This window comes from Pontibacillus sp. ALD_SL1, from assembly GCF_017355605.1.
The window spans coordinates 1,737,953-1,751,620 of the sequence record NZ_CP062974.1; the positions used below are offsets into that span (position 1 = coordinate 1,737,953).

The 13,668-nt window shown below is 40.8% G+C and carries 13 protein-coding genes; all 13 read left to right on the forward strand.

Annotated features, from left to right (window positions below):
• Positions 1–27: 27 nt before the first annotated feature.
• The 13 genes from ribF (at position 28) to IMZ31_RS08815 (ending at position 13,505) form a co-directional block, all read left to right on the forward strand.
• Positions 28–960 carry a bifunctional riboflavin kinase/FAD synthetase gene (gene ribF / locus IMZ31_RS08755; protein WP_207530123.1) on the forward strand — a complete coding sequence of 311 codons (933 nt, stop codon included), beginning with the start codon at positions 28–30 and terminating at the stop codon, positions 958–960.
• 145 nt (positions 961–1,105) lie between these two features.
• Positions 1,106–1,375: a 30S ribosomal protein S15 gene (gene rpsO / locus IMZ31_RS08760; protein WP_036778804.1), complete on the forward strand. Its 270-nt coding sequence runs from the start codon at positions 1,106–1,108 to the stop codon at positions 1,373–1,375.
• A 119-nt stretch (positions 1,376–1,494) separates the two neighbouring features.
• The gene (gene pnp, locus IMZ31_RS08765) at positions 1,495–3,612 is read left to right on the forward strand and encodes a polyribonucleotide nucleotidyltransferase (protein ID WP_207530348.1); all 2,118 of its coding nucleotides are present in this window, start codon (positions 1,495–1,497) and stop codon (positions 3,610–3,612) included.
• 450 nt (positions 3,613–4,062) lie between these two features.
• A complete protein-coding gene (locus IMZ31_RS08770) occupies positions 4,063–5,019 on the forward strand; it encodes a polysaccharide deacetylase family protein (protein WP_371825490.1) in 957 nt (318 codons plus the stop codon).
• A gap of 40 nt (positions 5,020–5,059) precedes the next feature.
• Positions 5,060–6,280: a M16 family metallopeptidase gene (locus IMZ31_RS08775; protein WP_207530125.1), complete on the forward strand. Its 1,221-nt coding sequence runs from the start codon at positions 5,060–5,062 to the stop codon at positions 6,278–6,280.
• 56 nt (positions 6,281–6,336) lie between these two features.
• Positions 6,337–6,573 carry a YlmC/YmxH family sporulation protein gene (locus IMZ31_RS08780; protein WP_036778810.1) on the forward strand — a complete coding sequence of 79 codons (237 nt, stop codon included), beginning with the start codon at positions 6,337–6,339 and terminating at the stop codon, positions 6,571–6,573.
• A gap of 585 nt (positions 6,574–7,158) precedes the next feature.
• On the forward strand, positions 7,159–8,052 hold the full coding sequence (dpaA, locus tag IMZ31_RS08785; RefSeq protein WP_207530349.1) for a dipicolinic acid synthetase subunit A: 894 nt from the start codon (positions 7,159–7,161) through the stop codon (positions 8,050–8,052).
• Positions 8,053–8,054: 2 nt separating this feature from the next.
• On the forward strand, positions 8,055–8,639 hold the full coding sequence (gene dpaB, locus IMZ31_RS08790) for a dipicolinate synthase subunit B (RefSeq protein WP_036778812.1): 585 nt from the start codon (positions 8,055–8,057) through the stop codon (positions 8,637–8,639).
• 104 nt (positions 8,640–8,743) lie between these two features.
• Complete coding sequence (gene asd / locus IMZ31_RS08795; RefSeq protein ID WP_207530126.1) at positions 8,744–9,796, forward strand: aspartate-semialdehyde dehydrogenase; 1,053 nt, start codon at positions 8,744–8,746, stop codon at positions 9,794–9,796.
• Positions 9,797–9,962: 166 nt separating this feature from the next.
• Entirely contained in the window at positions 9,963–11,183 is a 1,221-nt protein-coding gene (dapG, locus tag IMZ31_RS08800; RefSeq protein WP_207530127.1) for an aspartate kinase, read from the forward strand.
• A 17-nt stretch (positions 11,184–11,200) separates the two neighbouring features.
• Positions 11,201–12,076: a 4-hydroxy-tetrahydrodipicolinate synthase gene (gene dapA / locus IMZ31_RS08805; RefSeq protein ID WP_207530350.1), complete on the forward strand. Its 876-nt coding sequence runs from the start codon at positions 11,201–11,203 to the stop codon at positions 12,074–12,076.
• Between the two features lie 467 nt (positions 12,077–12,543).
• Positions 12,544–13,287, forward strand: coding sequence for a ClpP family protease (locus tag IMZ31_RS08810; RefSeq protein ID WP_036778823.1), 744 nt, complete (start codon positions 12,544–12,546; stop codon positions 13,285–13,287).
• Positions 13,284–13,505: a YlzJ-like family protein gene (locus IMZ31_RS08815; RefSeq protein ID WP_207530128.1), complete on the forward strand. Its 222-nt coding sequence runs from the start codon at positions 13,284–13,286 to the stop codon at positions 13,503–13,505. The genes IMZ31_RS08810 and IMZ31_RS08815 overlap by 4 nt, the downstream gene beginning before the upstream one ends.
• Positions 13,506–13,668 lie beyond the last annotated feature (163 nt).

Here is a 13,668-nt window from a genome sequence, read left to right on the forward strand (position 1 = left end):
CGTGTAAGGAAAAGAGGGTGAGAGGAAATGGAAATTTATGAACTACAACATCCCCATACATTCAAGTATCAAGACCTGCCTGATACTGTACTAGCTGTAGGTTATTTTGATGGGGTTCATCGCGGACATCAGGAGGTCATTCGTACAGCTAAGCAAATAGCTGATGAAACAGGTCGAACCAGTGCTGTTATGACCTTTCATCCTCATCCGTCTGTTGTTTTGAAGAAAGAAACCCAGCATGTGAAATACATTACTCCTCTAGAGGATAAAATTAAGGTCTTTGAAGATTTAGGGATTGATCGTGTATATCTTGTTGAGTTTAACAAAGATTTAGCAGGTTTATTACCTCAGGATTTTGTGAATCACTATTTTATTGGTTTACATGTGTCTCACGTTGTAGCAGGTTTTGATTTCACATATGGACGAATGGGGAAAGGAACTATGGATACCCTCCCTACGCACGGAGGAGAACAGTTATCTCAAACGGTTGTATCTAAAGTGACAGAGCATGAGAAAAAAATAAGTTCTACGTTAATCAGAGAATCAATTAGGGAAGGGAACATTTCTTTAGCTAATGAGCTGCTTGGACGCCCCTATCAAATTCGGGGCACCGTTGTTACAGGGGATCAAAGAGGGCGTACGATTGGTTTCCCTACTGCAAACCTCTCTGTCTCTCTAGACTATTTGCTTCCTAAAGTAGGAGTATATGCTGTAAGAGTTGTCCACAATAACTCTTCATACTATGGCATGGCGAATATAGGGTATAAACCAACCTTCCAAGACACAAAAGTACTCTCTGTTGAAATTAACCTATTTGATTTTGAGGCGGACTTATATGGGGAAGAGTTAGAAGTAGAATGGCATGCATTCATCAGGGATGAAGTGAAATTTAATGGAGTGGATCATCTAATCGATCAACTTCAGAAAGATGAAGCCGAAATTCGTAACTTTTTTGCTTAGAATTCCCGCTTCCCCTTGCATTTTTCCTTAAAAACATGTACATTAATAGTTGTGCTGCATGCACAGGAACCATCGCTTGGCAAGTCGAAATCACCGACGCTTGCTAGGGGATAGGGGTTCGATAAAATTTTAGGAGGTGAATAGGATGGCTATCACACAAGAACGTAAGAATGAAATCATTAGTAAGTTCAAGACACATGAAAACGATACTGGATCCGCTGAGGTTCAAATCGCTGTCCTTACTGAAAAGATTACAAAATTAAACGAGCATTTACGTACTCATAAGCAAGATCACCACTCTCGTCGTGGTCTTCTAAAAATGGTAGGTAAACGTCGTAACCTTTTAAACTATTTACGTAACAAAGATGTAACTCGTTACCGTGAATTAATTAAAGAACTAGGCCTACGTCGTTAAGTAGTAAAAAGCGGGATGATTTCCCGCTTTTTCTATAGCTAAAATTAATACATAAGAGGAATCTTATGCACAATAAGAATGAGAATATAAGATCGAGTATGAGAGGTGTTAACATACAAATGGCAGAAGAAAAACAAGTTTTCTCCACCGAAATTGCTGGCCGCCCTTTACGTATTGATATTGGAGAGTTAGCTAAACAAGCAAGTGGAGCATGTATGGTGCAATACGGAGACACATCTGTTTTAGCAACCGCAACAGGATCTAAAGAGCCAAAAGACTTGCCGTTTTTCCCTCTTACTGTAAATTACGAAGAGAGATTATATGCTGTAGGTAAAATTCCAGGTGGATTTATTAAGCGTGAAGGACGTCCAAGTGAGAAAGCAGTTCTTGCTTCACGTCTAATCGACCGCCCAATCCGTCCTCTTTTCCCTGACGGCTTTCGTAATGAAGTACAAGTAATTAGTACAGTAATGAGTGTGGATCAGGATTGTTCTTCAGAAATGGCAGCAATGTTAGGATCATCCCTTGCATTGTCTATTTCGGACCTTCCATTTAGCGGTCCAATCGCAGGTGTAATTGTAGGTCGTGTTGATGGAGAGTTTATCATCAACCCAACGATTGAACAACAAGAGAAAAGCGACATTCAACTAACAGTAGCTGGTACAAAAGATGCTGTAAACATGGTAGAAGCAGGAGCGGATGAAGTACCTGAAGAAGTCATGTTAGAAGCAATTATGTATGGTCATGAAGAAATCAAGCGCCTTGTTGCTTTCCAAGAAGAAGTAGTAGAAGCAGTTGGAAAAGCTAAACGTGAGATAACGCTGTTTGAACTTGATGCAGATATCGTTGCAGAAGTTGAAGGCAAAGCAAAAGACGCACTAGTAAAAGCAATTCAGACAGAAGAAAAGCATGCTCGTGATGAAGCGATCACAGAAGTTAAGAACAACGTGGTTGCTGAATACGAAGAAGCTGAGGCTGAGAGCGAAAAGATTAGTCAAGTCAAATCTGTTCTTGATAAAATCGTCAAAGAAGAAGTTCGTCGCTTAATCACGAAAGAAAAGATCCGTCCAGACGGGCGTAAACCGGAAGAAATTCGTTCATTGTCTTCTCGTGTAGGAGTCTTACCTCGTACACACGGTTCTGGATTGTTTACTCGTGGACAAACTCAAGCCTTAAGCATTTGTACACTTGGTGCTTTAGGTGATGTTCAAATTCTTGATGGTCTCGATTTAGAAGAATCGAAACGCTTTATGCACCACTACAACTTCCCTCACTTTAGTGTTGGTGAAACAGGCCCAATGCGTGGACCAGGTCGTCGTGAAATCGGCCACGGTGCATTAGGTGAGCGTGCTCTTGAGAAAGTGGTACCATCAGAAGAGGACTTCCCTTATACGGTACGTCTTGTGTCAGAAGTATTAGAATCTAATGGTTCAACGTCACAAGCAAGTATTTGTGCAAGTACACTTGCAATGATGGATGCTGGTGTTCCGATTAAAGCACCTGTAGCTGGTATTGCGATGGGTCTTGTGAAATCAGGCGAAGATTATACAGTTCTTACTGATATTCAAGGTATGGAAGACTTCCTTGGAGATATGGACTTTAAAGTGGCAGGTACAGAAAAAGGTGTAACTGCTCTACAAATGGATATTAAGATTGAAGGTCTATCTCGCTCAATTCTAGAGGATGCACTTACACAAGCGAAAGCTGGACGTAAAGAAATCCTTGATAGCATGATCGCGACAATCGAACAGCCACGTGAAGAGCTTTCTGCATACGCTCCGAAAATTCTTACAATGGCGATTAAGCCTGATAAGATTCGTGACGTTATTGGACCAAGTGGTAAACAAATCAACAAGATTATCGAAGAAACAGGTGTTAAAATCGATATCGAGCAAGACGGTAAAATCTTCATCTCATCTACAGATGCAGCAGCGAACCGTAATGCAAAACAGATCATCGAAGACTTGGTTCGAGAAGTTGAAGTTGGAGAAACGTACCTTGGTACTGTTAAACGTATCGAGAAATTTGGTGCTTTTGTTGAGCTATTTAAAGGGAAAGACGGCTTAGTGCACATTTCTCAACTAGCTGAAGAACGAGTAGGTAAAGTAGAAGACGTTGTAGCAATTGGAGATCAGTTGAAGGTTAAGGTTAAAGAAATCGACAATCAAGGTCGTGTTAACCTATCTCACAAAGACGTCATCATTGAAGAAAAGAAACAACAAGAAACTACAGAGTAGTATAGCAAAAAGGAGCTGGCGAGCCAGTTTCTTTTTTTATACATAATTATTTGATTCATTTTAGATGTTGGTTTTATGAGGTTGTGATTGTGCTTTTCGGGTGTCCAGCTCCAGGGGCTAGAGGCTAGTGAGATAAGCAATCTACCTCCAGTCTGCTGCGCAGACTTACAGTAGCTTGCTTATCCGGCCCCACACGATGTGGGGTCGCTCGACGTTGTCACAGGACGTGACGGTTTTAGTCGAGCTTCCTCTTTTATTATGAAGCCCCTTGCGCTTTTCTGTGATGTCTAGCTCCGGCGGGGAGGGCCTAGCGAGATAAGCAATCTGACTACAATAAGCTACGCTTATTTCCGCCATCTTGCTTATCCGTACGGCCCTGGGCACCCCGCCTGCGCTTTTCTGTTCTACCTTGTCCTTTCTTCACATAGGTTGTGGTAGAGGGGAGTGGTGGTGATGAGGCGGTTTGTGCCGATTGTGGTGTTTGTTTGTATGGTGCTGGTTTCTTATAAGGCGTTTGAGAATCCTTATTCCTCTTCTTATTTGACGAGTATGAAGGATCAAGCGACACCTGTTGCGAATACGGAGGATGCGCTTTATAAGGAAATTGAAGAGAAGGCTCGTGAATATGGGAAACCTGCAGAGGATGCGGTCATTCATGATGTGTGGAAGAAGATGCCTGGGTTAAACGGTCTTGAGGTAGACATCGACAAATCTTATAAAAAGATGAAGAAGAAGGGGAAGTTTGATGAATCGTTACTCGTATATAAACAAACTAAACCAGAAGTCTCTCTTAACGATCTACCTGCAGCACCCATCTTTAGAGGTCACCCTGACAAACAAATGGTCTCTTTAAATATCAACGTTTCCTGGGGAGAAGAATATATTCCTGATATCTTAAACATACTTAAAAAGAATAAAGTGAAAGCTACCTTTTTTATTGAAGGAAAATGGGCCAATAAGAATGTAGATCTTGTCGAGATGATTCAAGATGAGGGTCATGAAATTGGTAACCATGCATACAACCATCCTGACATGGCGAAAATATCTAGAAATGAAATACAAAAACAAATTAAGCAAACGAACGATATCCTCCAAGCTATCACAGGGGAAAAACCAAAATGGTTTGCTCCTCCAAGTGGTAGTTGGACAGATGAAGTGGTTGAACAGGCTGACCTTCTAGGAATGGAGACGATCTTGTGGACGGTTGACACAATAGATTGGAAAAAGCCTGCTCCAGAAGTTATGATTGGAAGAGTTATGAGTAAGTTAGAAGGTGGCTCATTTGTGCTCATGCACCCTACAACATCTGTGCAAAATGGATTAAACGACCTTATTTTGAAAATTAAACAAAAAGGCTATACAATAGATACAGTCACCAAGATGTTAGATGAGAAACGCTTAAAGTAATATACTCATCGATTAAGCACTAATTTTAGGAGGATGACCTTTGGTTAAAAAATATACCTGCTCCAACGGGCTTAGAATCGTATTGGAGGAAATCTCGAACGTCCGCTCTGTTACCATTGGAGTATGGGTGAAAACGGGATCTAGAAATGAAAATGAACAAAACAACGGAATCTCTCATTTTATTGAGCACATGTTCTTTAAAGGCACAAAAACACGTTCTGCTCGTGAAATAGCTGAGAGTTTTGATTCGATTGGCGGACAAGTTAATGCGTTTACCTCAAAAGAGTATACGTGCTACTATGCAAAAGTATTGGATACACATGCCAAGAAAGCTCTTGATATATTATCAGACATGTTCTTTAACTCTACGTTTGATGAAACAGAAATGGATCGTGAGAAGAAAGTAGTTCTTGAAGAAATTAAAATGTATGAAGATACACCTGATGATATCGTCCACGATTTATTGGCCCAGGCTACATATGGCAACCATCCATTAGGTTATCCAATACTAGGTACAGAAGAAACGCTAAAGTCATTTACACCAGAATCCATCAGGTCTTATATGGATCAGCAATATATTCCGGGTAATGTAGTCGTTTCAGTAGCAGGAAATGTTGACGAATCATTCTTTAAAGACGTAGAAGATCGCTTTGGAGGCTATACGAGTCAACGTAGTCCAGATCCATTTACTAAACCTGCTTTTCAAACAGGTGCCATTCGTCGGAAAAAGGATACAGAACAGGCTCATCTTTGCTTAGGATATGACGGTCTTCCAATCGGAGATGACCGCGTATTTAGCTTAGTTGTTTTGAATAATGTTTTAGGGGGAAGCATGAGCTCTAGGTTGTTCCAGGAAGTTCGTGAGCAACGAGGGTTAGCTTATTCCATCTTTTCTTACCACAGTTCTCACGCAGACAGTGGTCTCTTAACGATTTATGGTGGTACAGGTAAAGATCAATTAGGAGTGCTTCAAGAAACAATCGATACCACGGTAAATGAATTTATTCGTGATGGATTATCCAATAAAGAGCTTGAAAACAGTAAAGAGCAGCTAAAAGGAAGTATCATGCTAGGGCTTGAGAGCACCAATAGCCGAATGAGTCGAAATGGTAAAAATGAACTTATGTTAGGCCGTCACCGAACACTAGATGAAATGGTGGCTCAAATTGATAGCGTAACGCACGAATCTGTAGACCATGTCTTAAAGGCTGTATTCACTGGAAATCAATCTTCTTCTATTATTTCACCGATTGAAGAGTAGATGGTGTTCATACGACGTTCCTTTCCTTCATAGAGTTTTATAAAGGAGCGATGACTATGAGATATCGTGAACTTAGCGGGAAAGAGATTGTAGATGTAAGACACGGATCTAGACTCGGTGTGTTAGGGCAAACGGATTTAGAAATCGATCCGAACACTGGAAATATCCATTCTTTCATTATTCCTAATTACAAATGGTTTGGAATGAAAAAAGAAGGAGCTGAAATAAAACTTCACTGGTCCGATATTCAAAAAATCGGGGATGACATGATTATCATTGATCCAAAAGAATAAAATGCAGCTATCCCCATATGAATAGCCCATAAACCGCTCTGAGTTATATAACTCAGAGCGGTTTTTTAATTCTTCTACTCTAAACCCCTACTCTTTTCTCTAAAACGATTGATTATTGTACTATTCAACAATAGGGCAGAATTGTTGAAGACTCGAAGCTGAGAGAATGTTCCCGTTAGCTTTAATTGAGTGTAAGGCGGGCCTGGAAACCACTCGCTTTCCTGTGGGGAACTAGACTGGCTCTTCTGCCCACGGGAGTCTCGCAGTTTCCAGGCCCACCTTTGCCACATTAGTCTGAACGGAAACAAGCCATGCGAGAAGAAGCAAGATTACTTGGTGTGATTCCGGGACCGTTAACCTAGTTGTCCCCGAGCTAGCCCTACCACTCATCAAACATAACGGTCCTTTCCAGCTTAAACATCTCAGCTTCAAGTATTCCACATAAGGGGGCTTATGCGGAATACTATTCCTTTGAGGAAAGGGAAGGAAAGATGATTTACATAAGACATTCACCATTCGATTTCACCCCTCATAGGATAGGAGGGAATCAAGAGATATTATTCCATGCAAGGCGAGGTGAATGGAATGCTAACTGGATATACAATTGGAATTCTAGGTGGAGATGCGAGGCAATTGGAGGTTATTCGCAGACTAAGTGAATGGGATGCGACCTTAATTCTTACAGGTTTCGATCAACTGGATCATGGCTTTACAGGGGCGAAGCAAGTCGATTTTGATGAAGTGGATCCTGGCAGGCTTGATGCGGTCATTCTACCTGTGCCAGGAACAAACCCAGACGGGAAAATCGATACAATATTTTCAAATCAATCTCTTTCCGTAACGAAGGAATGGTTAGAGAAGACACCTAAGCACTGTCTGATCTTTACTGGGATTACTAATAAATATTTAACAGGCATTACAGATGAAACAAAGCGAACGCTCATTCCTTTATTCGACCGCAATGACGTTGCCATCTACAATTCTATTCCAACCGTAGAAGGAACCATTATGATGGCGATTCAACACACTGATTTCACAATCCACTCTTCGAAGGTGACTGTACTTGGTCTTGGTCGCGTTGGGATGAGTGTAGCGCGTGTGTTTGCATCTTTAGGAGCGAAAGTCAAAGTGGGAGCGAGAAAATCAGAGGATCTAGCACGTATATCCGAAATGGGACTCATCCCATTTCCAATGAAAGATATTAAAGAACATACACAGGACAGCGATATTGTCATCAATACAATTCCTGCTCATGTTGTAACAGCAAGTGTAATCCAAACGATGCCGACACACACGTTAATCATCGATTTGGCATCTAAACCAGGCGGTACCGATTTTCGTTATGCAGAAAAACGAGGTGTGAAAGCACTTCTAGCTCCAGGATTGCCTGGAATCGTTGCACCAAAGACAGCGGGAAATATTTTGGCGAATGTGGTCACTCAAATTATTATAGAAAAACTAGGTGAAGGGAGTTCGTAAATATGTCACTTAAGGGGAAAACAATTGGTTTTGGTTTAACAGGTTCACATTGTACGTATTCAGAGGTTTTTCCGCAAATGCAGAAACTGATGGATTTAGGTGCTACGGTGGTGCCTGTAGTGTCCTATACGGTGCAGAAGACTGATACGTATTTTGGGGAAGCAGCAGAACATTTAAAGAAGATCGAAGAGATCACAGGTGAAAAGTTAATCTCGACTATTCCTGAAGCGGAACCCCTCGGACCAAAACGCCCACTAGATTGTATGGTTATCGCTCCGTTAACTGGAAACTCAATGAGCAAAATGGCAAATGCATTAACAGATAGTCCTGTATTGATGGCAGCCAAAGCGACTCTTCGGAATCAAAGTCCAGTCGTATTAGCCATTTCAACGAATGATGCACTAGGACTAAATGGGGTCAATTTAATGAGACTAATGGCAACAAAGAATATCTTCTTTGTACCTTATGGTCAGGATGATCCGGTTAAAAAACCAAATTCTATGGTTGCGCGTATGGACTCACTTGTAGAGACTATTGAAGCAGCTCTTGAATTTAAGCAAGTTCAGCCAGTAATAATTGAGAGATGACGATAGAAATAGGTATCTTGAAGATTTGAGGTTGTGATAGAATATAAAGTAATCTTTTTATGTAGATATAGGAAGAAAACGTAAGGACGAAGGGAGAACATACTATGGTCGAAAATAAAAAATATCATGTAGCAGTTGTCGGAGCAACAGGGGCAGTAGGAGAAAAGATGATCGAAACATTAGCCGATCGTAATTTCCCAATTGAAACCTTAACGTTGTTATCATCCAAGCGCTCTGCTGGTAAACGCGTGCGCTTTCAAGATAAAGAAATTATTGTGCAAGAAGCAACACCGGAAAGCTTTGAAGGAGTAGATATTGCTCTATTCTCAGCAGGGGGCTCAATTTCTAAATCTTTAGCACCTGAAGCAGTTAAACGAGGTGCTGTCGTTGTCGATAATACGAGTGCATACCGAATGGATGCCGACGTACCTCTTGTCGTACCTGAAGTGAATGAGGGGGACCTTGCTAACCATAATGGTATTATCGCAAACCCGAACTGTTCAACCATCCAAATGGTGGCAGCACTTGAGCCAATTCGAAGCTCATACGGGTTAAACCGTGTTATTGTATCAACTTACCAGGCTGTTTCTGGTGCAGGAAATCCAGCAAATGACGAGTTAAGAGCTCAAACAGAAGCCTATTTGAACGGTGAAGAAATGAAAGCTGAAGTCCTACCAGTTGGTGGGGATGAGCATCATTATCCAATCGCTTTTAATGCACTCCCTCAAATTGATAAATTCCAAGAAAATGGATATACATTTGAAGAAATGAAAATGATTAATGAAACGAAAAAAATAATGCATATGAACGAATTACCTGTAGCGGCAACTTGCGTAAGGCTTCCGTTCTTTACTTCACATGCCGAAAGTGTTTATATTGAAGTAGAAACGGATAATGTAACAGTTGAGGCTTTAAAAGAAGCGGTTGCCAATGCTCCTGGATTAGTTTTAGAAGATGATCCTAGTAATCAAGTTTACCCTACACCTTTAAATGCAACAGGTAAACGTGATGTATTTGTAGGTCGTATTCGTAAAGACTTGGATCAGCCTCGTGGCTTCCATATGTGGGTTGTTTCTGATAACCTACTTAAGGGTGCTGCATGGAACTCTGTACAGATTGCAGAAAGTCTAGTTCAAAACGAGTGGCTTTCAAAGTAAGTATTTAGTAGATTCATTGTGAAGACGGCAGGCAGCGTAGTGAACATCCGTTGACTGCCGTCTGATTCTTTTTGAGCAATAATCGTTTCCTTGGAGCAGCTTTTATTACCTGGTAGTGGTAATAGGGTAATTTAAACAACAAGAAAAGATAATTAGAGGTGTCCTTATGAAGATTTTAGTTCAAAAGTTTGGAGGCACTTCGGTAAAAGACGAAGAGAGTCGAGAGAAGGCTATTGCCCATGTTCAAAAGGCGCGTACTGAGGGCTATAAAGTCGTCGTTGTCGTATCGGCAATGGGACGCAAAGGGGATCCTTATGCAACAGATAGCCTTTTAGGTCTTATCGATTTCCCAAACACAAACTCATCGAAAAGAGAACAAGATTTATTAACTTCTTGCGGCGAAGTCATTTCTTCAGTCGTTTTCTCTAATGAATTGCAAAACGCTGGCGTAAGCTCTGTTGCTTTAACAGGTGCTCAGGCTGGTTTTGTGACGAGTAATGATTTTACCGAAGCAAAGATTCGGGCAATGAATCCCGAGCGCATCATGCAGGAACTCCAGTATTCAGATGTTGCCGTTGTAGCTGGATTCCAGGGCCAAACGGAATCTGGTGACGTTACTACAATTGGCCGTGGTGGAAGCGATACTTCCGCAGCAGCACTTGGGGCTGCATTAGATGCTGAATATATTGATATTTTTACAGATGTAGAAGGTATTATGACTGCTGATCCAAGGATCGTTGAGACGGCAAGACCTCTCAAGGTTATGACTTATAATGAAATTGTTAACTTGGCTTATCAAGGAGCAAAAGTCATCCATCCTAGAGCAGTCGAAATAGCTATGCAAGCAAAAGTGCCAATTCGAGTACGCTCGACATATTCAGATGATTTCGGTACACTCGTCACGCAATCTAGACATGATGGAAGAGGCAAAGACATCCCGGATCGTCCGGTAACAGGAATTGCTCATTTGTCTGGAATTGCGCAAATTAAAGTTTTTGCTAAAGATGAGCCTTACCAGCTCCAGTCTGAGGTATTTAAATCAATGGCTGAAGCAGGTATATCTGTGGACTTTATTAATATTTCCCCTAAGGGAGTTGTATACACGATTCCGGATATGTACACATCTAAAGCACGAGATATTTTAGAAGCGCTAGGTTATGAACCAGAAATTACTCATAATTGTGCAAAAGTCTCTACTGTTGGGGCTGGAATAACTGGAGTACCTGGTATCGCGGCTAAAATTGTTCATACACTAACCTCTGCAGGGGTTCAAATCTTGCAATCTGCAGATAGTCATACGACCATTTGGGTACTTGTGAAAGATGAAGATCTAAAGCAAGCTGTTAATGCCCTTCATAAAACATTTCAGCTACAATTAGACGAATAATTAAAGAAAGGAGCATTATTATGAACTTTGGAAATGTATTGACGGCTATGGTGACGCCATTTGACAATCGCGGGAATCTAGATCTAGATAAGACAACACAACTCGTCAACTACTTAATTGAAAATGGATCTGACGGTCTTGTTATTGCTGGGACTACAGGCGAATCACCTACGTTAACATCAGAAGAAAAGGTTGCTTTGTGTGAACATGTTGTTAGCGTCGTTGACAACCGGGTTCCAGTAATTGCAGGAACGGGAAGCAACAATACACATGCTTCCATTGAATTAACGAAAAAGGCAGAACAGACTGGCGTAGATGGTATTATGTTAGTCGCTCCTTATTACAACAAACCAAGCCAAGAAGGGCTCTTTCAGCATTTTAGTACAATTGCTAAAGAAACGTCTCTACCAGTAATGCTATATAACATCCCTGGACGTTCTGTTGTTAATATGGATATAGATACGATTACTCGTTTGTCTAGAATTGAAAATATTGTATCTGTTAAAGATGCTAGTGGTGATTTAGACGCCATGACAGAATTAATCTCTAATACAGATGACGATTTCAGCGTTTATAGTGGTGAGGATAGTCTTACCCTCCCTTCAGTTGCTGTTGGCGCAAATGGAATCGTTTCGGTATCTGCTCATGTTATTGGTAATGAAATGCAAGAGATGATCCGTGAATTGCGAGAAGGAGATTCTCGTAAAGCAGCTAAACTTCATCAAAAGCTACTCCCTGTGATGAATGCCTGCTTCATGGCACCATCTCCAACACCTGTTAAGACAGCTCTTCAAATGAAAGGATTAGATGTAGGCGGAGTGCGCCTTCCACTTATTCCTTTATCTGCAGAAGAGAGAAGCACACTGTCTAAAGCTCTAGATCCTTTTAAATAATGTTAAGCTCCCTGATTTACTAATCAGGGAGCTTTTATTTTGTATTATATGATTTACATATCATTAGTCACTGTTAAAGTTTTAGCGTTGTTATTTATTACTAAGAGCTTTCTTCAAGAAAAGGGCAGGATTGTTGAAGACTCGAAGCTGAGATATTTTAGTGTAAATGGGGCCGTTATTTTGTTGAGAGCTCGGGGTGTCTTGGGAACCACTCGCTTTCCGCGGGCGAGCTGTCGAGCTTCCTCGGGAAAACCACCCTGCGGGATCTCGTCGACCTCTTTCTTCCGTATAAGGGGGCTTATATGGAACAAAACCTTAAAACTAACAGAGCCAATTACTAAAAATGGCAACCTATTTAGAGAATTTTTTATAAATCATGCTGGTTTAATAAGTGTATTTTGTAAAAGGTGCATGCTTCTTTTTCAGTTCGCTCATACTAGGAATAATGATGAAAGGAGCGAGTAATTATGGGAAAAGAAGAAACGACAAAAAAGGGCCAGGACCAGGAGCAAGAGCAAGATCAAAATTCACAGTCTTCATTAATGCAAAAAATTCAACAATTAGGTCAATCCAATGTACCACAAGCACCAGACTCAAACATTCACATTTTACCTATTATTGGTCAAGTAGAGGGACATGTACAACTCCCTCCTAAAAATAAAACTACAAAATACGAACACTTAATACCTCAAATTATTGCTATTGAACAAAACCCTAAGATTGAAGGTGTCATTGTGTTGTTAAACACCGTTGGAGGGGATGTAGAAGCAGGTCTTGCCATTTCTGAGATGATTGCTTCCTTATCAAAGCCTTCTGTTTCCATTGTCCTTGGAGGAGGACACTCTATTGGAGTACCAATTGCGGTGGCGACAGATTATTCTTTTATAGCAGAGACAGCTACAATGACTATTCATCCTATTCGATTAACAGGACTCGTAATTGGTGTGCCACAGACATTTGAGTATTTAGATAAAATGCAAGAGCGCGTTATTAACTTTGTTACACATCACTCAAACGTAACAGAAGAGAAGTTTAAAGACTTAATGTTTGCAAAGGGAAATTTAACTCGTGATATAGGAACTAATGTCATCGGAGATGATGCAGTAGAATGTGGTTTGATTGATGCAGTTGGCGGGGTTAGCCACGCTATGAAGAAACTGAATGAGTTAATTGGTGAAAATAAACAGCAAGATCAGCAGGTGATCCAATGATCCACTACACTCCTTTAAGTGACTATGACATTATCGAAGATGATCTATCTAGCTACGAGAAACATCAAACAATGACAATAGACGGAAAAATGTGTAGAGTTGAACAGCTTGATGACGGATCTTATCAACTCGTTCAATTGTTATCTACAGATCCTCAGGATTATTTAAATCAACAATATTTGCCCGGGACGATTCTGACAAACGGCCTAAGTACCTAAGGAATGGGTATATTTGTTCGCTTCTTTTTATGCTATAATAGGGTCTGAAGGATTGCCTATCCAAACGAGGCATACTTTGGTATGGACATCCTGTAACAGTTTATGTTGCAGGATTTCTTGTTCTCTTTTTAGAAATATTATAGTAGCTAAGAGATGGAGATTG